We start from the raw sequence: 18,913 nt of genomic DNA, 5'->3' as shown, positions 1-18,913 counted from the left end.
CGGATGCTCCATCCTTTTGAATAACCAATCGACGGATCGCCTTGCTCCAGGGGATCATCGGTCGGGCGCGTCGCGGGCGAACCCAAAGCATTAGTCGTGCCAAAGAAGAAACTCTTTGACTGCAACGTGGTCGCCCTAAGCAGCCTGTCAGCATCTTCACACATCGTCGGACATCGGACATGGCGCGCGCGTTGGAACAAAGGTGGCTATCGAGAGACTCGTTCTTGCGAAAGCACACCCGCGTAGTGCGTTGCTGGCACTGCCCATTACGTAGCCTTATTCGGATGTTGACGTCGTAACAGCACGACTCAATGACAAGTTCTCACGGCCAATGGCTGCACTGAAATAGGTAACCTGCCCGCCATCTAGCGGCTCACGAGGCTCGGCTTGTGTGGGGCTCGCCTTAACTTCAGTTTACAGGTCTCGCTCGGCCCGGACCAACAAGTCATTCTCGGCACAAACCAGCGCCTTCGGTTTGGCACAACATTCGCAAAACGTCTCGATGCCGCCCCGGCCGGGTGCTTGAACGCTTTCGAACCGAGCCGCAAGGGTTCTAGGTGCGCCAGATCATACCACCGCATTGGAAGCAGAAGGTCCGGAATTTCTTCCTGGATCTCGATGCGCGCATCGACTCCTCGCTGTTCTCCTCGGCCAAGGGCATCCGCGAGCTCTACGAACGCTACTCGACCTTCATGGACCGCTTCTATGTCGGGCGGTGGAAGCGCTGGGTGTTCATCGAGCCGCTGTCGGAAGCCGCGACCCTCGGCCTCGGCGGCCTGGTCCTGCTGCTCACGCTCGCCATCCCCGCCTTCCGCGAGCCGGCGGACGAGGACTGGCTGAAGAAGTCCGACCTCGCGGTGACCTTCCTCGACCGCTACGGCAACCCGATCGGCAGCCGCGGCATCAAGCACAATGACTCGATCCCGCTGGAAGATTTTCCTGACGTGCTGATCAAGGCGACGCTGGCGACCGAGGACCGCCGCTTCTACGACCATTTCGGCATCGACATCGCCGGCACGGCGCGCGCCCTCGTCACCAATGCCCAGGCCGGCGGCGTCCGCCAGGGCGGCTCCTCGATCACCCAGCAGCTCGCCAAGAACCTGTTCTTGAGCAACGAGCGCACCATCGAGCGCAAGGTCAACGAAGCCTTCCTCGCGGTCTGGCTGGAATGGCGCCTGACCAAGAACGAGATCCTCAAGCTCTATCTCGACCGCGCCTATATGGGCGGCGGCACCTTCGGCGTCGATGGCGCCGCGCATTTCTACTTCAACAAATCGGCGCGCGACGTGACGCTAGCGGAAGCGGCGATGCTCGCCGGCCTGTTCAAGGCGCCGACGAAATACGCTCCGCACATCAACCTGCCGGCCGCGCGCGCGCGCGCCAACGTCGTGCTCGACAACCTCGTCGATGCCGGCTTCATGAGACGAGGGCCAGGTGTTCGGCGCCCGCCGCAACCCGGCCTTCGCGGTCGATCGCCGCGACGAGGCGTCGCCGAACTATTATCTCGACTACGCCTTCGACGAGATGCGCAAGCTGGTCGACACTTTCCCGAAGTCGTACACCGAACGCGTCTTCGTGGTGCGGCTTGCGATCGACACCAATGTGCAGAAGGCGGCCGAAGACGCGATCGAGAACCAGCTGCGCCAGTTCGGCCGCGATTATCACGCGACGCAAGCGGCGACCGTCGTCGCCGATCTCGACGGCGGCATCCGCGCCATGGTCGGCGGTCGCGACTACGGCGCCAGCCAGTTCAACCGCGCCACCGACGCCTATCGCCAGCCCGGCTCCTCGTTCAAGCCTTACGTCTACACCACTGCGCTCCTGAACGGCTTCACGCCGAACTCGATCGTGGTCGACGGCCCGGTCTGCATCGGCAATTGGTGTCCGCAGAACTATGGTCATTCCTATTCCGGCTCGGTGACGCTGACGCAGGCGATCACGCGCTCGATCAACGTGGTGCCCGTAAAACTGTCGATCGCGATCGGCCAGAAGGAGCAGCCGAAGGCGCCGAACCCGGCCAAGATCGGCCGGGCCAAGATCGTCGAAGTCGCTCGCCGCTTCGGCATCAAGGCGCCGCTGCCGGACACGCCGTCGTTGCCGATCGGCTCCGACGAAGTCACCGTGATCGAGCACGCCGTGGCGTATGCGACGTTCCCCAACAAGGGTAAGGCCGTGACCCCGCATTCTGTCCTTGAAGTGCGTACCGGCGGCGGCGACCTGGTCTGGCGCTGGGACTGCGACGGTGCGAAGCCGCGGCAGGCCATTCCGGCGAACATCGCAGCCGACATGGCTGGCATGATGAGCCACGTGGTGAGCGAAGGCAGGGCGCGCCGGCCGCACTCGACGGGGTTCCGACCGCAGGCAAGACTGGCACCACCAAGGCCTATCGCGACGCTTGGTTCGTCGGCTACACCGGCAACTTCACCTGTGCGGTCTGGTACGGCAATGACGACTACTCGCCGACCAACCGCATGACCGGCGGCTCGCTGCCGGCGCAGACCTGGCACAACATCATGGTCGCGGCGCATCAAGGCGTCGAGGCCATTGCGGCGACGAAAGTGCTAGAGACCGAGCCCGGCCCGCCCGCGGTGCTGACCAAGCGCGGGGCCGAAATCCTGGCCCGGATCGAGAAACTGCTTGATGACGCAGAGAAGACCGCGACGAAATCCGACTGACGGCAAAGCCGGCCTCCTCGCCCAGCGCGCTCGGCCCGCGGGATTATGCGGAAGAGAATGCAAAAGCGCCTGGACCGCGCGGCCGCGCACCGGCACCGCGGATGTCGATCCCTGGGCGTGGCCATCGTGCGCAACGGCGAGCTGCGGATAGGCACCGGCGAGGTCGCGTTCACCGCGACCACCTGCGACAAGCAGAAGGCGATCGACGGCCGCTTCCACGTGATTGTCACCGGCGTGACGCCCCCTGCGCGGTTCTGGACGACATGCCGATTGGCCTCGCGACGCGGAACCAGCGCGACGCGCCGTTGCAGAGCATCACGGCGGTGGACTGCTCATCATCCGGCTCGCGTTCACCATCTTCGCGGGTGTGATGCTCGGCCTTGACTCGTCAGCGTGCAGAATCGCGACCCAGGCCGGCTATTGCGGCTGGCGCCCCACGCCCAAGCTGAACGGCGTCCCCGCGGCTTCACCTCGCCCTCACCGATGCCGTTCATGGATGCGGCCTTTGCGCTCGCGATCTGCTGTTGCGACCTGACGGGCGGGGCAACCAAACTGACCGCGCCGGTGAGTCACGCCTAGACCTCGGTGTCGTTCTACACGCGCATCCAGCCGCGAGAGCTAACGCATCTCGCTTCGTTCGTTCATCCCGGGCAACCCTCAGAACCCGCAGGGACGGGTGACTCACCTCATTCGCAGGGCATGACATACAGCCCTTCGATGTTGCTGCAGGTCGTACAGTAGCTCGCTCTCTGCGGATGTGCCCGCCGGCGCGAGAGCGCTATCTGCAAGCACCGGCCCTGCCACTACCATCACCATACGGAATTCAGGAGCAATGAATACTGCTGGAGTTAGTAGGTGTTCTTTCTCGACCGTCATCTAGTTGTATGCGCCGTGCGCGCCATGGGCACACCGGTTGGCGGGAAAGGAAAACATGATGCAATTTGATTTCAGCACGGTCCGCGGCGCTTCTCTTGCGCTGGCTCTTTTTGCCTGGGGCACGATGGAGACCGGCCGGGCCGACGAACCGCCGCGCCCTGAAGCCTCCGCGCAGGGCGTCCAGAAGAGCGGTCTCGACGAACGGGCGGGACAAACACCGAGCGCATCGTCTGCAAGCGAGCTGCATCGCTTGCCGCCGGATTCGACCACCAAGCATACGCTCAATGTTCCAGGCCGGGTACTCAGCTTTGCTGCGACCGCGGGCTCGATCCGCCTGTTCGACGAAAAAGGTGAGCCGCAAGCCGACATCGCCTATACGTCTTATCAGCTCGACGGGACGGACCGCACGAAGCGCCCGGTCACATTCTTCTTCAATGGCGGACCCGGCTCATCTTCGGCGTGGCTCCAGCTCGGCAATGCGGGTCCCTGGCGACTGCCGATCAACGCCGACGAGGTCACGCCTTCCACTTCTTTAGAAGCAAAGCCCAATGCGGAAACCTGGCTCGATTTCACCGACCTGGTCTTCATTGACCCGGTCGGGACTGGCTATAGCCGCTTCGTCGCGAACGGCGAGGTTGTCCGCAAGAAGTTCTTTTCCGTCGACGGCGATGTCAGCTCCCTCGCGCTGAGCATACGCCGCTGGCTTGAGAAGTACGACCGGCTCCTATCGCCAAAGTATATCGTGGGCGAAAGTTATGGCGGCATTCGAGGGCCGAAGGTCGTGCGTCAGCTGCAGATGCGGCAGGGCGTCGGAGTCAAGGGCTTGATCTTGATCTCGCCGGTGTTTGACTACGGTCCGACCGGGGTCCTGCGATATGTCACGCTGCTGCCGAGCTATGTCGCTACTGCCCGTGAAGCCAAGAGCCAAGCGAAGGGCTCCGATCTGACCGACGTGGAAAATTACGCGCAAGGCGAGCTCCTGGCCGACCTTCTCAAAGGTGAGGCTGATAGCGAGGCCAGCAACCGTATCGCCGACAAGATCGCCGCGTTAACTGGCATCGACCAAGGCGTCACCCGAGCACGTGGCGGCCGCATTGACATTAACGAATTCCGCCGCGAGTTGGATCGCCACAGCGGCAAGGTGACCGGAGGTTATGACGCCTCGGTGAGGGGTCTGGATCCCTATCCGCATTCAGCTGCCCACCCCTTCGGCGACCCCTCGGGTGATGCGCTTTCGCCGCCGATGACGAGTGCTGCGGTCGATATCCTGACGCGCAAGCTCAAATGGCGGCCGGATGGCTCTTATGAACTGCTCAACGGTGCGGTCCGAAAGGCTTGGGATTTCGGCAATACACCTCCAGAGTCGTTGTCGGAGCTGCGACAGGCTCTTGCAACGGACGCGAAGATCAAGGTGCTGGTGGGGCACGGGCTGTTTGATCTTGTCACCCCTTATTTCGCCACGAAAATGGCCCTCGCTCAGTTGCCCGCCTTCGCCTCAGCGCCGCGGGTCATGCTCCTGGTCCTACCAGGCGGCCACATGTTCTATTCACGCGACTCCTCGCGTCAGGCTTTTCGTGCAGAAGTCGAGGCAATGATCACGTCGGCGGCAAATTAACCCGCTCACATTCTGAGCCGGCATATTTGAAGATCCGGAGCACGAGGAGGTCGCCGACAAAGCCGAGAGCGAATACCGCCTTGTGTTGCATAGGGGCGAGCTTCGCCACAATCAGGAGATGACAACGCCATAGTTGAAGCCCGATCGATAGCTGCAACAGGGCCACGAACTGTCAATTTCCGATCGCGTTCCAGCCAAAGCGATGGCGCTGCAGCTCCTTCATTGATCTGGCGCGGCCGCTCGCTCTCGTGCCGCTCGGCAAGCAGTGTCGCCTTCAGCGTCTCGGCGTTATCGCTCACAGCAGATCGCCGTCCCAGACGCCGCGCTCCGATGCCAGGCGTGGCGCGCCAAATCTCGGCAGAGAGGCTGAAATTACTCTTCGGCCAGCCCGCCGACAACCTCGGCTTCGATTTCCGGATGGTTGTCTGCGATCTCGCGAATCCGTTCGAGAACGCTTTCCAGAAAAGAATCGGGGGCGCGATGATTTCGACGCCTGTGACGGCCCGATCACGAGTGATGGCGCGTCCCGCTCGACCAAGAGGTAAATTCGGAAGTTCGATGTTGTGCTCGCGGATGAACTCGCGCACGTCCGTGATGCACCCCATGTCCTCGATCATCCGCTGAAGCTGGTCCTCGTTTGCATTGACCGCAAGTTTCTCGATCAGCGCATCGGGCGCCGAACGGAGCTCAAGGCCGGCCTCGCCAGCGCGCCGCGTGGCTTCGACGTTCGCGCGGACGATGCGCTCCTTGCCGGCGATCTCGACCAACCGCTGTGGCAGGCCGATACCTCACTTCATCGATCGCCCAACGCCTTCGCATAGCCGTGCTTCGGAATAGCAGGCAGCCCGTTATGGCGGATACGACCGCGTTCTATCGGAGTACGGACTCGGTTTGGAGAGGGGTAAGCGTCAATTTCAGTAGCTGATCGAGACGATTGGATTTGGTTACAGCACGTCTTCCAGGCCGCACGTCACTCTCGAGGAACTTGGCATGCTGCATTGATCACATTCTGTTCTCGATGGCAGGCCATTGTCTTTGCGGAAGTCCGCAATCGTCTTGTGATCAGGGACGAGCCGACCCAGCAGCCACATGACCTCGACATTGCGTCCGGCCTCTCGTTCCAGCCGCCGGCTCGACTGCACCCGGTTCAGATAGCCGTAGATGTAGAGCTTCAGCAGAACCGAGGGATGATACGACGGCCGACCGGTTGCCGCCGGCTCCACCCTTCGAAGCTCATCTCGGCCAAATCGAGCGTGTCGACAAACACGTCGATCACCCGAACTGGGTTGCTCTCGTCAATGAAGTCGTCGAGGCATTCGGGCGGAAACGTCGACTGCCCCCGATCCGCCCCCGCAACGAAGCTCTTCATCAATTCCCCCGCAGAATCAGGAGAGAATCATAACAGCGGCACAGCGTTTTCACACAGGTGCGCCGGGAGACCGGCAAGGAGTAGGTGGTGCAAGTCCACTACGATGAAGGAATAGCGAACCGCATCGACCCCGAGCCGTGCGCAGGTATCCGCGAGGATGTCGGCGAAGCGTCGGTAGGGGGACGTGCATGCCAACCATTGAGCCGCGATAGAAAAGTGATCCCGGGTGCCGACGCTGTCTGTGTAGCGGAAGGCAACATGCTCAAGAGCGTCATCGCAAGCGCTTGGGTAACCCGGCGTGGTCGAAGAACTTGGCATGCACGCACGCTCCCTGCACGGGAACCGGGAGGTCTCCGGGTTGGCCGAAAGCCCCTCTGGGTAGACGGTCCGCGATGGGAAGGCGAGGAGCCGTAGCCGTCGATGCACGATCCGGAGAAGTCTGACTCTGCCGTAGTAGCTGGGAAGTCGCCGAACAAAGCCGGGCCACCGGCGGCGGAGGCGGCGGAGCAAAGGGCAGGGACCAAGGGGAATGCGGATCAGCAAAGCACGCACCGGACGCAGACCCGGGCGCGCGTGACCCAGGCGCTGAGCCGCGTACGGCAAGCCGCAAGGCAAAGGAAGAAGGAGCGGTTCACCGCGCTTCTCCATCAGGTCAACGTCGACACGCTCCAGGTGGCATTCTACGCGCTCAAACGCAAAGCTGCCGCTGGAGTCGATGGGGTGACCTGGCAGGACTACGAAGTGAACCTTGAGCGCAATCTCGAGGATCTCCACGGAAGAGTCCACCGAGGAGCGTATCGGCCTCATCCATCGCGTCGGACATACATACCGAAGGCGGATGGCCGACAACGGCCGCTGGCGATCGCGGCCCTGGAGGACAAGATCGTCCAGGGCGCTTGCGCCATGGTGCTCAACGCCATCTACGAGGAGGATTTCCTCGGGTTCTCGTACGGGTTCCGACCTGGACGAGGGCCGCACGATGCGCTGGACGCCTTGGCGGTGGCGGTCACCGGCCGGAAGGTGAACCACATACTTGACGCCGACATCCGGGACTTCTTTGGCAGCGTCAACCATGACTGGTTGATCCGCTTCCTGGAGCACCGCATCGGCGACAAGCGCATCATCCGTCTGATCCGTAAATGGCTCAAGGCGGGCATCCTCGAAGACGGGATCGTATCCGTAGCTGACAGTGGGACTGGCCAAGGTTCGGTGATCTCACCACTCCTCGCCAACATCTACCTGCACTACGTGTTCGACCTGTGGGCCGATCGCTGGCGACGGCAAGAGGCCCGCGGCGGCATGATCGTCGTGCGCTATGCAGATGATCTGGTCGCAGGCTTCGAGCATGAGGACGACTCCCGTCGATTCCTTGATGCACTGCGTGAGCGGTTCGAGGCATTCTCGCTGTCGCTCCATCCGGGCAAGACCCGCTTGATTGAGTTCGGACGCCATGCGGCAGTCGAGCGCAAGAAGCGTGGCATCAGTAGACCGGAGACCTTCGCGTTCTTGGGCTTCACCTTCATCTGCGGGAAATCTCGACGGGGTGCCTTCCAACTACAGCGGAAGACCCGGCGCGACCGCATGCGGGCGAAGCTGCAGGAAATCAAGGCAGAGCTGCGGCAAAGAATGCATCAGCCTATCCCGTCTCAGGGACACTGGCTGAGGCAAGTCGTTACAGGCCACTTCGCCTATTATGCCGTGCCCACAAATAGTCGGGCGCTCTCAGCGTTCCGGCATTACGTGGCCGACCTCTGGCGCCGCACGCTTCGGCGGCGCAGAAGAAAGACGGCTTCACGTGGGAGCGAATGACGAAGTTGGTCGCCGACTGGCTTCCCGCGCCGCGCATCCTTCATCCATGGCCCGACCGGCGCTTCGCCGTTAAACACCCGAGGTAAGAGCCGGATGCTCGAATCGGGCTTGTCCGGATTCTGTGCGGGGGGTGTCCAGCAATGGGCATCCCTACCGCGATCCAGGGTCACAAGCGGCGGTCGAGGCACGCAGACCGCGGCGTCCGGTTTACCGCCGATTGTGTTGCCAAACTCCGGTTGAGGCGACTCGCGAAGCGCGATTCCGTTGGTTTGAGGCGGCATTTGCGGGAGCAGCGGATGTTAGGGCGGCAGGAGAGCGGTCAGGGCCAGTTCTTTTACTCCTTTGATCTCGACAAGGTGGTGCCGGCTGATCACCTGGTACGGCAAATCGACGGTTTGCTGGACCTGAGTTGGGTGCACAACGAGCTCGCTCCAAACTCGCACGATCCGGTGCTCATGATCCGGATGCTGATCTTGGGCTACGTATTTGCACTTCGTTCCGAGCGTCGGCTCTGCGCCGAGGTCCAGGTCAACCTGGCTTAAAGATGGTTTTGCAAGCTCGGCATCGAGGACCATATCCCTGATCACTCGGTGTTCTGCCGGGCGCGGCGCGAACGCTTCCATGAGAGCGATGCCTTACGCCGGGTTTTTGAGCGTGTAGTGGCGCTGTGTATTTCGGCGGGGCTGGTCAGAGCCGAAGCGTTCTCAGTCGATGCGAGCCTGATCAAGGCAGATGTGAACAAGACTAGGCGACGTCCCGGCGACCCGCCTATTACCTGGCCAAAGCCGGAGGAAGCATCCCATGCGGGTCGCGAGTACATCGCAGCGCTTGATGCCGCCAATAGCGATAAGGACAGTGATGAAGACGGCGGCGGTTCAAGTGAAGGCAGCCGTCGCCGCAAGCCTCCCAAGGAAGTCTCGCTCACCGATCCGCAAGCAACATGGGTTACGAGGCCGGGCGTGGATCCATTCTTTGCTTATCACGCGAACTATCTGATCGACAACAAGGCCGGGATCATCCTCGATGCGGTAGGCACGCGCGCGAACCGTGCGGTTGAGATTGCTCTCACCCAGACCATGGTGGACCGTGTTGAGCGTCGCTTCGATCTGCGCCCCAAAAGGTTGCAGGCGACACGGCTTACGGCGCGGTCAGACTGCTCAAATGGCTAGTGGATCGCAAGATCACGCCGCACGTTCCGGTGTGGGACAAGTCGGCACGCCCCGATGGCACCTTTAGCCGAGCCGACTTCGTCTTCGACCAGAAGCGCAATGTCTATGTTTGCCCGAGTGGCGCCGAACTGACCAGCACCGGCAATATCGATCAAGGTCACATCGTTTACTACAGGGCCAGCAAGAGCGACTGCTCTGGCTGCGCCTTGAAGCCCAAATGCACGACGGCGGTCGTGCGCAAAATTACCCGCGACGTCAACGAAGATGTGCGCGATCGTGTCCGTGCGCTGGCCATACGGAAGCCTTCGAGCAATCGTGCCACGAGCGCAAAAAGATCGAGATGCGGTTTGCTCATATGAAACGCATTCTCAGGCTCGACCGGCTTCGGAATTCCGGGGCGCCGCAAAGAAATCCAGAGGATTGGGCATGCTGCCCTTCATCCAGAATGGCCAGTCCCACCTCGGCGGATTCTTAGAGTGAGAGTCGCTGCTCATGAGGTGGCTTCCTTCCGGCGAAGTCGACATGGGACGATGTTGGATGTGGTCGCAAGTCGAATGTGGGCTGAGAGATCACTGAGCTATATGCGAGCTTTGGTTAGTCGTGTGTAGCATGAGGCCTTACTCGCCAGCCGCATCAGAACTTTTGGACGCAATCGCTCTAAAGAGTATCTACACTCAACCGACGACTACGCGAGCGACTTGGGTACCCTCAACGGCGCAGTGAAAATGACCGGATTTTACCCGCGATATCTGTGTTGAGGCCTATCCGGACGTACAGCAAACAATCAACAATGCCTACAATGCCTGGAGGCAGCGCTAAAAGCCGTTCCTTCAGGAAATCGCGCTACGGATGAAGCTGCTTTTGCTGCGAGCGGAAGCGCGTGTCGAGACAGTAGCCGACTGAAATCGCCCAAAGCACAAGCGCCCGGAAGCTCCGCTATAATCCCAACAGCTGTCTGCGAGGTCGAATTTTCGCCCGCAAATCACTTTTCCCCCCAGGTCGCTGTCTCGCAACGTGCGAGCTCTGCTTCACACTAGTGTCAGTCCAATCTCTCGCAAATCCGTTCTTGGCACGCTCACTAACTTACAAACCTGCGCCCTTAGAGATCGCGTCTGAGAAGGAGCGATCGACGATTTCATCGGCACTAAGCTTTCGCTTGATAAGACCCCAGCGGAAATAGAGGTCGATCGTGCTCTGCTCGTCCCTCGTCACGCTATCGTCGATTGGCGCAATGCGCACTTTTGCCCGCGACAGCCAATTCAGCGGCACCACAGTTGGGATATTCATCAACCTGCCCCACGTCTCGGCGTAGCTGTTGGGATTTGTGAGCGACCACGCCCTCGCAGCCGCGAGTCGACGGATGAAGTCGGTCAGTTCAGACCGCTTGTCGCGTATGGAGTCAGGAGTGGCGACCTGGAAGCTGAGACCTGGCGTCAATCCTTGCGCGGTGATCAGGCGGCGCGATTTGAACAGCACCTCCTCCTGGCTGACATAGGGCTCCCACGTCGACCACGCATCGACCGAACCTTGTGTATAGGCAATCTTGGCGTCGGATGGCGTGAGGAACGTGATCTGCACGTCATTCGCCTTCCAGCCATTTTTCTCCAGCGCGGCGAGGATTAGCTGGTGGCCGATCGAGCCGCGTCCGGTGGCGATCTTCCTGCCGCGCAGATCATCAAAGCTCTTGATGGGAGATTTCTCTGGCACGAGGAGCGCAAGGCCCTCCCCCGTCTGTCGGATTGCCGCAATTGCTTTGACCGGCGCGCCGGCAGCCGCCGCGAAGGTGAAAGGCGCGTCACCCACGAGCCCCGTCTCGATCGCACCGGCGCTGAGCGCCTCCAGAAGCGGCGCTGCAGCTGCGAATTCCTTCCACTCGATCCTATAGGGCACGTCCCTCAAAACGCCTGCCGCTTCCATCACAGCCTGGGCATTGCCCTTCTGGTCTCCGACGCGGAGGGTGGTTTGTCCCGCCGCGGCCTCGATCGCACCGAGCAGCAGCGCGCCGGCCAGCATTAGCCTGATCATGCCGCGGCCTCCCCTCGTGCGAGCTGCCGCTTCGAGATGAGCTCGCGCGTGAGCGGGATCAGCTCGCGGCCGTATTCGATGGTGTCGATCAAGGGATCGAAGCCGCGGATCAGGAAATGGGTGATGCCGAGGTCGTAATAGTCGCCGAAGGCCTCGGCAACCTGCTCGGCCGTGCCGACCAGCGCGGTGGTGTTGCTGTTGGCACCGGTGAGCTTGGCCATCTCGGTCCATAGCCGCTTATCGATGCGGCTGCCCTGGTCGGCAAGCGCGAGCAAACGGCGCGCACCGGCCGTGGCATGACCGTCCGCCGGCTTGCGGTAGCCGGTCTTGTCCTGCAGCGCGCTGGCGCGAGCCAGAATCGACTCGGCCTTCTCCCAGGCCTGCTTTTCCGTCGGCGCAATGATCGGCCGGACCGACAGGCTGAAGCGCGGCGTCGGCCGCCCCTGCCTGACCGCCGCATTATGGACGCGCGATGTAACATCGCGCACCTGGGCGTAGGATTCGCCCCATAGCGCGAACGTATCGGCATGCTTGCCGGCCACATCGATCGCCGCATCCGAGGCGCCCCCGAAATAGATGCGGATGCCTCCGGGGTGATAGGGCTTCACCTGGGAAAACCCGTTCTCGACCTGGTAGTACGTGCCCCTGTAGGTGAACGGCTTGTCACTGGTCCACTCCAGCTTGACGATGTCGAGGAATTCGGAGGTGCGGGCATAGCGCTCGTCCTTGTCGTCGAGCGTATTGCCGTCCTGACGGAGTTCGGCGGCATTGCCGCCGGTGATGACGTGCAGCGCCACCCGGCCGCGAGAGAGCTGATCGAGCACTGCGAACTGCCGCGCTAGCAAGGTCGGGGCGGTGAAGCCTGGTCGCTGCGCGATCAGCACATTGAGCCGGTTGGTTACGCCCAATACGTGCTGGGCGATTTGAAGGCTGTCGGGCGTCGTCGAGTGGAAAGCCAGAAGGGCGCGATCGAATCCGGCATTTTCGTGCGCTTTGGCGACCGTCTCGATATGGGTCGGGTTCAGGATTGCCCCCTCGCGAACTATGGTTTCCGACGAATTGTTGTTGCCGATATAGCCGATGAACTCGACTGACATGCTCGTCTCCTTGCTAATTTACAGAAACTCAGAGCCCTAAGGCAGTGCGGCCGAGGCCGATCCGTGTCGAATCGTCCTGTGGCGTGTGCACGCGTCCACACATGACGTCGCGATAGTGTCGCTCCAACGGATTGGCACGGGTCAGACCATGATTGCCGGTGAGAGAGAGCGCGTCCTCGATCGCAGAGATTGCGTTGTTGGTGACAGTGAGCTTGATAGCGTTGGACTCGGCCGCCGACAGCGTGATCCTATCGTCGAAGTCGCCGGCGAAACTGTCGATCAGTCGCGCATTCACCGCGAGCCGCGCCTCGATGCCGCCGACGACCTCTTGCACGCGCGCAAGGGTCGCAAGCGGCGCGCCGAGGCTGGAAGGCACGCGTTGCCGGACGAAATCGATCAGCCAGTCGCGCGCGGCGCGCGCGATGCCGTCATAGATCGCGGCGATGAAAACTGTGTGGGTTGCCGCTTGCGAGACGTCCAGCCCGCGCCAATCCGCAGGTCTGCGCACGTCGATCTCATGATCGAGCGGGAAGACGACATCGTCAAAGACCACGTCGTGGCTGCCGCAGGCGCGCAGGCCAAGATGATCCCAAGTCTCGACGATGCGCGTGCCCGGCAAGCCCGCCGACACCAGAAACTGACCAACTCTAGGCTCGGCTTCGTCGGTTCGGGCCCACACGAGGTACCATTTCAGGATCGGCGCGCCGGTCGAATAGATCTTGCGGCCGCTCAAGCGCCACCCGGTCTCGGTGCGCCGCGCGACGGTCGCGGGAAGGCCACCGCGCGCGGGCGAGCCGAGCTCGGGCTCGACCCGCAGCGCGTTGATCAAGGCGAGGCCTTCCACGGTCTCGCGCGCAAGCTTGCGCGCCAACCGGGCCGGCCAGGCCGGGCTGCGGGCCATCACCAGGTGATTGATGTAGTGCATCGACAGCACCAGCGCGGTCGACGGATCGGCTTTGCCGATGATGCCGAGTACGCGCGCGGCATAGCGCGCACCGGCTCCCGCTCCGCCGAGTGTCGCCGGCACCGTCAGCGACAACAGGCCCGCCTCAGAGAGCTCGCGAAAATTCTCGAACGGGAAGCTCGCGGTGCGATCATGCTCGGCCGCGCGCGCGGCAAAGCCCAAAGCGAGCGCCTCGGCGCGCGCGACGTAGTCGGACTCGATCCGGGACGCCCGGCCCCCGGCTGCAAAACTCACCATGTGGCATCGAGCCCCAAAAGGCCGAGGATCTGACGGCGCAGATCGACAAGATAAGGATCCCCGCGATGGCGCGGATAGGGTCGGTCGACCCGGATATCGGCTTTCACGCGAACGGGGCGTTCGCTGAAGACGATGACGCGGTTAGCCAGCACCAGCGCCTCCTCTGCATCATGCGTTACCAGCAGCGTGGTAAAACCCTTGCGCTGCCATAGCGCGACGAGCTCGGCCTGCATGGTGATGCGCGTGAGCGAGTCGAGCTTGCCGAGCGGCTCGTCGAGGATCAGGATTTTGGGATCATTGACCAGCGCGCGGGCGAGCGCGACACGCTGCGCCATGCCGCCGGAGAGCTGGTGCGGATACGCATTGCGGAACGCGGCAAGGCCGACGAGATCGAGCGCGGCATCGACACGCGCCCGCTCGCTCTTAAGGAGGCCTTGCGCCTCGAGCCCCAGCGCAACATTGTCCCAGACCGTCCGCCAGGGAAACAGCGTCGGATCCTGGAACACGACGACGCGCGAGGGATGCGGGCTTCTGATGCGGCTCTCGTCCTCGCGCAAGGTCCCGGCCTTGGGCTTGTCGAGGCCGGCGACCAGACGCAGCAAGGTCGACTTGCCGCAGCCGGAGGGGCCGAGCAGCGCGACGAACTCGCCGGGCTCGACCGCGATGCTGACGTCGCTAAGCACCGGCAGTTCGGCACCGTCGATGTCGAAGACGTGGCTGACCTGCTCGATATCGAGTGCGGCGCCGGTGGCAGGAGGCGTGATGGCTTCGGCCAAAGCTGCGGCTACCATTTCACGGTCCCCCTCTGCCACACCAGCAGGCGGTCGCGGATCGCGAACAGCAGCGTGATCGCGCCGGAGCAGAGCAGCGACATCACGATCAGCGCCGCATACATGTTGGCGTAGGCCGCCCAGCCCTGCGCCCATTGCAGGTACCAGCCCAAGCCGGCCTTGACGCCGATCATCTCGGCGACGACGAGCACGGCAAAGGACGAACCGAGTCCCATGAAAAGGCCGACGAAGACATGCGGCAGCGCCGCGGGGATCGCCACCTTCAGCACCAGGAACAACGGCCTTGCGCCGAGCGTGCGCGCGACATCGTAGTAGGCGTTGCTGACGCTCGCGACGCCCGACCAGGTCAGCACCGTGACCGGGAAGCCGGTCGCGAGCGCGATCAGGAAGGTCGAGGCGCTCCAGCTCGAGGGAAAAGTGAAGAAGGCGATCGGCAGCCAGGCCGTTGCCGGCAGCGGCCCGATGAAGCGCATCACCGGATGCACCCAATAGCCGACCGCGCGCGACCAGCCGATCGAGACGCCGGTCAGGAAGCCGACCGTGGCACCGATCAGATAGCCGCCGAGCTGGAGCCTGACGGAAGCGAACACGCTGTCGAGCAGCTTCGGCAGGTCGTCGGTATAGACCTCGATGATCGACTGCGGCGGCGGAAAGAACGGCAGCGGCAGCCAGGCGAACTTCGCCGTTGCCAGCTCCCATGCCGTCAAGACCGCGCCGAGCGCAACGAGCCAGGGCGCGCGTTTGCGCAAGGCGAGGCCTGCCGACCCCAGATAGTCTGCACCGACGGTGCCGAACAGGACAACCGCCGCGATGACGCAGGCGGCAATCCCGAGCGAATGGGTCCGCGACCAGTCGCCGACATCCTCCCACCACAGGCAAGACAGGCCGAAGGCGATCCAGGCGACGCTGGCGACGACGCCGACGCCGGATTCCTTGATCCAGGCCGCGAGCCAGGGCGCGCGCGAGCGGCGCGGCGCGCCAGAGGCGAGGCCGTCAGACAGCGAAAACGTCGACATAGATGCGCTCCGCGAATTTGGCCGTGTCGGTGCTCTGCTTGAAGACCTGCACGCTCCTCAGATTGTCGGCATAGGCCTTCAGCTCGCGCTTCAGCACTTCGCCGACGGGATGATGGTGGTGGGTGTGATAGCGCACCATGCCTTCGATATCGGCGAGCGTTGCCGCCTTCGGCGCGTAAGGCTGGAACGACTTGGCCGCGATCGCCGGATTCTGCGAGGTGAACATCGCGGCATCGAGCAGCGCCTGGGTGATGGCACGCGCGACCTGCGGCTCCTCGCGCACGAGCGAACCGCGCAGGCCGACAATGCAGCAGCTCTTGTCGCGGTAATCGCCGTCGAGGTTGGAGGCGACCTCCTTGTACTGGCTGTCCTTGAGCCAGAGATAGGCCAGCGGGTCCGACGACAGGAACGCCTGCACCTCGCCCTTCTCCACCGCGACGTTGAGGAGATTGCCGGGATAGGCGCGCCAGTCGACATCCTTGACCGGGTCGATGCCGAGCTTTGCGAGCTGGATCGAGAAGAAATTCTTGTCGGGCCCGGCGAGATCGCCGACGGCAACGATCTTGCCTTTGAGATCGGCGAGCTTGCTCATATTGGAGTCGGCGCGCGTCAGCACGCGCATGCAACCGCCATGGGTGCCGGCGGCGATCTTGACGTCAAAGCCCTGCTCCAGCGGCTTAAGCCAGCGCAGCGCCATGCCGAGGCCGGCATCGCTCTTTCCGGTCGCGATCGTCTCGAGCAGTTGATCGGTCGAGCCGGAATAGTTGACGAGTTCGACGTCGAGATTCTGCTTCTGAAAGAAGCCGTGCTCGATGGCGACGGGCAGCGGCGCGAGGCACACCGCGCCGGCATTCCACGACAGTTTCAGCTTGCGCGGCGCACCGGTGAAGGCAGGTACGTCGGAGACGGTCCGGCACAGCGGGAATTCCGAGAAGTCGATTCCCGGCGCGATCCCGCGCGGCCCAAACGCCTGTGCTCCCAATCCGCTGAGCGGTGCCGCGAACGCCGCGGCCAGGCCCGCCTGGATAAGACGGCGCCGGTCGAGCCCCGGACCGCAGCGTTTATCGTCATTGCTCATCAGCCTCGTTTCCTGCGCTGGCCACAACTCCGCCGCACACGCAACTTTTCGCGCTGCGCAATCCATTGGGAGCTGCGTTGTAAGAAGATCCTGCGATGCGGCGATCGCTCGCCACGTGGATATGATGCGCAAATCATGCGGCGCGATCGTCGCATCGTCAATGAAATGGAATTTCGAATGTGCCGCAGAGCGAAGGCATTCTCTCCATGCTGATGCCGACGAACAACCAATCGGTTTTTGTGTTAGCCCCGGCTTGATCTTTCGATCACTTCTCATTGATGCGCTTCGCCGATTCGGGAGAGAGCAAGACACGTGCGGCGCGCTCCGCATCGCGCGCCGATCGAAACTGGCGACCTTCCAGGCGGTCGAACAGGCGCTCCGAGGAGAAGAATCGAAAACCGCCTCTATCTCGTGTGATGATGCCGGCAGTCCGATCGTTGACCTCAATGATGTAAGCTTCGGGCATGGCTGCTCGTTCGCCGGAATTCGGCGCTCCCGCTTATTTCTCGCTTTCTGCTTAAAAGGTGCTCAGCGGGAGCAACAGCCGCCCGTGGCCGCAGAGAACCAGCGGCCAGCGATCCATTCGCTCGCGTCACGCTCGATCCTCTGCGACACCAATCTCATGCGCTCTTCGACAATTCAGGTAGAACGGGCTATCGATCGCTCACTCAAGTTTCTGTTCAATCGTTCGGCGCGGAACGTCCGATGTGTGCAACGGCGAATGCGACAGCTTCACGTTCAAGGGGTAGATCGACCTCGCTGGGGCACGCTGACCTCAGCTAATCTGATAGCATCCTCTTCGTGGTCGATCGTTACGTACTGAGAATGCCAATACGCCAGGCCCGCACCGCGGGTTGAACTCCGGACGCCGCGCACCTGCCCGATGACGATGCCATGCGAGTGACGCTCGATGATCTCTTCCACCTCGCAATCGAGTGCAGCCAACGCGCCCGCCAGCAGCGGAACGCCGGAGACCGCCGTCACCCAGTCGCTGCCCGCAAAGCGATCGGCGCCCTTCAGGCCTCCCTTACCGGCAAAGTGCTCGGCGATATCGAGCTGGTCGGCGTTGAGGATGTTCACGCCGAAGGCGCCGTGACGCTTGATCAGCGGGAAAGACGAGGCGTCGCGGTTGACGCTGACGAGCAGCGTCGGCGGATCGACCGACAGCGACGTTACCGAAGTCACAGTCATGCCGGTGATGTCCCTGCCGCAGCCGGCCGTGATGACGCTGACGCCACCGGTGAGGTGGCGCATGGCGCCGCGGAAATCGGCCGAGGAGATAGTGGTGTCGGTCATGATATGGCGGGCAATCACGTTCATGGCATGCTCCCCGAAGGTAGGGCCCCCGTTATCTAGGTACGATCGTCTGCCGAGAGAAGGTGTCGCAGGATCGAGCCTTCGAGGCCCGCGAACTCGGCCGAGCCGCGCTCGCGCGGCCGCAGCGCATTGACAGTGACATCATGCGCGATACGACCCTCCTCGATCACGAGCACGCGATCGCCGAGCGCAACGGCTTCCGCGACGTCATGCGTCACCAGGATTGCCGTAAAACCCTGGTCGCGCCAGACGCGCTCCAGGAGCCGCTGCATCGAGATGCGGGTTAGGGCGTCGAGCGCGCCGAGCGGCTCGTCGAAGGCGAGCACGCGGGGTTGGCTGACGAGCGCGCGCGCCAGCGCCACGCGCTGCTTCTGGCCGCCCGACAGGACCGAGGGCCACTGGTCGCGCTTGTCGGCGAGCCCAACCTCGGTCAGCGCGTGCTCGGCACGCGGATGCGCATCAGGAGAGGCGCGGTCGCGGCCGAGCCCAACCTCGACATTGGACAATACGCGCACCCAAGGCAACAGCCGCGGCTCCTGGAACATCACCCTGACATCCTCGGGCCGCGCCACCTCGCCAAAGCTGATGGCACCGGCATCGATCTTGTCGAGGCCGGCGATCAGCCGCAGCAGCGTACTCTTGCCGCAGCCGCTCTTGCCGACGATAGCGATGAACTGGCCGGCGGGGATGTGCAAATCGATGCCGCGCAGCACCTCGTTGTCACCGAACGACTTTCGCAAGCCGCGGATGCTGAGCGGAAGGCCACTGGCCTGCGCCGGCCGCTCCTCGCGGACCACACGGGCCTGTGGGACGAAATTGGCGCGGCTGACGAGCTCGGTTTCCGGAAGGGAGCTACGAACGGCTGTCTGCATGTC

The 18,913-nt window shown here is 62.8% G+C and carries 12 protein-coding genes and 4 pseudogenes; 5 read left to right on the top strand and 11 right to left on the bottom strand.

The window, feature by feature from the left end; translation table 11 throughout:
• Positions 1-557: 557 nt before the first annotated feature.
• The 3 genes and pseudogenes from ACR9YP_RS12470 to ACR9YP_RS12460 form a co-directional block, all read left to right on the top strand.
• Positions 558-2,755 (top strand): annotated as a pseudogene (locus tag ACR9YP_RS12470) (transglycosylase domain-containing protein); the annotation flags it as partial.
• Positions 2,743-2,963, top strand: a pseudogene (locus tag ACR9YP_RS12465) (DUF1214 domain-containing protein); the annotation flags it as partial. The pseudogenes ACR9YP_RS12470 and ACR9YP_RS12465, both read left to right, overlap by 13 nt.
• A 643-nt stretch (positions 2,964-3,606) precedes the next feature.
• Positions 3,607-5,166 (top strand): S10 family peptidase, encoded by a 1,560-nt coding sequence (locus ACR9YP_RS12460; RefSeq protein ID WP_474219986.1) that lies wholly within the window; start codon positions 3,607-3,609, stop codon positions 5,164-5,166.
• Positions 5,167-5,171: 5 nt separating this feature from the next.
• Here the strand turns inward: ACR9YP_RS12460 and ACR9YP_RS12455 are convergent, their stop codons facing one another.
• A complete protein-coding gene (locus ACR9YP_RS12455; protein ID WP_474219985.1) occupies positions 5,172-5,933 on the bottom strand; it encodes a hypothetical protein in 762 nt (253 codons plus the stop codon).
• A gap of 231 nt (positions 5,934-6,164) precedes the next feature.
• Positions 6,165-6,535 (bottom strand): annotated as a pseudogene (locus tag ACR9YP_RS12450) (transposase); the annotation flags it as partial.
• Between the two features lie 420 nt (positions 6,536-6,955).
• Between ACR9YP_RS12450 and ltrA the strand changes: the two are divergent.
• Complete coding sequence (ltrA, locus tag ACR9YP_RS12445) at positions 6,956-8,344, top strand: group II intron reverse transcriptase/maturase (protein ID WP_474219984.1); 1,389 nt, start codon at positions 6,956-6,958, stop codon at positions 8,342-8,344.
• 296 nt (positions 8,345-8,640) lie between these two features.
• A pseudogene (locus tag ACR9YP_RS12440) lies at positions 8,641-9,910 on the top strand (IS1182 family transposase); the annotation flags it as partial.
• Between the two features lie 686 nt (positions 9,911-10,596).
• On the opposite strand, the gene ACR9YP_RS12435 reads toward ACR9YP_RS12440, so the two are convergent.
• The 9 genes from ACR9YP_RS12435 to ACR9YP_RS12395 all read right to left on the bottom strand — a co-directional run bounded on the left by ACR9YP_RS12435 (position 10,597) and on the right by ACR9YP_RS12395 (position 18,910).
• The gene (locus ACR9YP_RS12435) at positions 10,597-11,538 is read right to left on the bottom strand and encodes an ABC transporter substrate-binding protein (RefSeq protein ID WP_474219983.1); all 942 of its coding nucleotides are present in this window, start codon (positions 11,536-11,538) and stop codon (positions 10,597-10,599) included.
• Entirely contained in the window at positions 11,535-12,635 is a 1,101-nt protein-coding gene (locus ACR9YP_RS12430; RefSeq protein ID WP_474219982.1) for an LLM class flavin-dependent oxidoreductase, read from the bottom strand. The genes ACR9YP_RS12435 and ACR9YP_RS12430 overlap by 4 nt, the downstream gene beginning before the upstream one ends.
• A 28-nt stretch (positions 12,636-12,663) precedes the next feature.
• A complete protein-coding gene (locus ACR9YP_RS12425; RefSeq protein WP_474219981.1) occupies positions 12,664-13,836 on the bottom strand; it encodes an acyl-CoA dehydrogenase family protein in 1,173 nt (390 codons plus the stop codon).
• Positions 13,830-14,627: an ABC transporter ATP-binding protein gene (locus ACR9YP_RS12420; RefSeq protein WP_474219980.1), complete on the bottom strand. Its 798-nt coding sequence runs from the start codon at positions 14,625-14,627 to the stop codon at positions 13,830-13,832. The genes ACR9YP_RS12425 and ACR9YP_RS12420 overlap by 7 nt, the downstream gene beginning before the upstream one ends.
• The gene (locus ACR9YP_RS12415; RefSeq protein WP_474219979.1) at positions 14,621-15,643 is read right to left on the bottom strand and encodes an ABC transporter permease; all 1,023 of its coding nucleotides are present in this window, start codon (positions 15,641-15,643) and stop codon (positions 14,621-14,623) included. Before ACR9YP_RS12415 ends, ACR9YP_RS12420 begins: the two co-directional genes overlap by 7 nt.
• Complete coding sequence (locus tag ACR9YP_RS12410; protein ID WP_474219978.1) at positions 15,621-16,721, bottom strand: ABC transporter substrate-binding protein; 1,101 nt, start codon at positions 16,719-16,721, stop codon at positions 15,621-15,623. The genes ACR9YP_RS12415 and ACR9YP_RS12410 overlap by 23 nt, the downstream gene beginning before the upstream one ends.
• 265 nt (positions 16,722-16,986) lie before the next feature.
• Positions 16,987-17,187, bottom strand: a complete 201-nt coding sequence (locus tag ACR9YP_RS12405) for a hypothetical protein (protein WP_474219977.1) — start codon at positions 17,185-17,187, stop codon at positions 16,987-16,989.
• A 272-nt stretch (positions 17,188-17,459) separates the two neighbouring features.
• Positions 17,460-18,041 (bottom strand): flavin reductase family protein, encoded by a 582-nt coding sequence (locus tag ACR9YP_RS12400; RefSeq protein ID WP_474219976.1) that lies wholly within the window; start codon positions 18,039-18,041, stop codon positions 17,460-17,462.
• Positions 18,042-18,073: 32 nt separating this feature from the next.
• Positions 18,074-18,910 carry an ATP-binding cassette domain-containing protein gene (locus ACR9YP_RS12395; protein WP_474219975.1) on the bottom strand — a complete coding sequence of 279 codons (837 nt, stop codon included), beginning with the start codon at positions 18,908-18,910 and terminating at the stop codon, positions 18,074-18,076.
• Positions 18,911-18,913: the final 3 nt, after the last annotated feature.

The organism is Bradyrhizobium sp. BR14999 (genome assembly GCF_056106085.1).
The sequence above is the reverse complement of the archived record's forward strand: the minus strand, read 5'-3'. Positions and strand labels throughout refer to the sequence as shown.

Coding starts and splice junctions, on each gene's coding strand:
- ACR9YP_RS12460 (WP_474219986.1), top strand. CDS start 3,607: ATGATGCAATTTGATTTCAGCACGGTCCGCGGCGCTTCTCTTGCGCTG.
- ltrA (WP_474219984.1), top strand. CDS start 6,956: ATGCACGATCCGGAGAAGTCTGACTCTGCCGTAGTAGCTGGGAAGTCG.
- ACR9YP_RS12435 (WP_474219983.1), bottom strand. CDS start 11,538: ATGATCAGGCTAATGCTGGCCGGCGCGCTGCTGCTCGGTGCGATCGAG.
- ACR9YP_RS12430 (WP_474219982.1), bottom strand. CDS start 12,635: ATGTCAGTCGAGTTCATCGGCTATATCGGCAACAACAATTCGTCGGAA.
- ACR9YP_RS12425 (WP_474219981.1), bottom strand. CDS start 13,836: ATGGTGAGTTTTGCAGCCGGGGGCCGGGCGTCCCGGATCGAGTCCGAC.
- ACR9YP_RS12420 (WP_474219980.1), bottom strand. CDS start 14,627: ATGGTAGCCGCAGCTTTGGCCGAAGCCATCACGCCTCCTGCCACCGGC.
- ACR9YP_RS12415 (WP_474219979.1), bottom strand. CDS start 15,643: ATGTCGACGTTTTCGCTGTCTGACGGCCTCGCCTCTGGCGCGCCGCGC.
- ACR9YP_RS12410 (WP_474219978.1), bottom strand. CDS start 16,721: ATGAGCAATGACGATAAACGCTGCGGTCCGGGGCTCGACCGGCGCCGT.
- ACR9YP_RS12405 (WP_474219977.1), bottom strand. CDS start 17,187: ATGCCCGAAGCTTACATCATTGAGGTCAACGATCGGACTGCCGGCATC.
- ACR9YP_RS12400 (WP_474219976.1), bottom strand. CDS start 18,041: ATGAACGTGATTGCCCGCCATATCATGACCGACACCACTATCTCCTCG.
- ACR9YP_RS12395 (WP_474219975.1), bottom strand. CDS start 18,910: ATGCAGACAGCCGTTCGTAGCTCCCTTCCGGAAACCGAGCTCGTCAGC.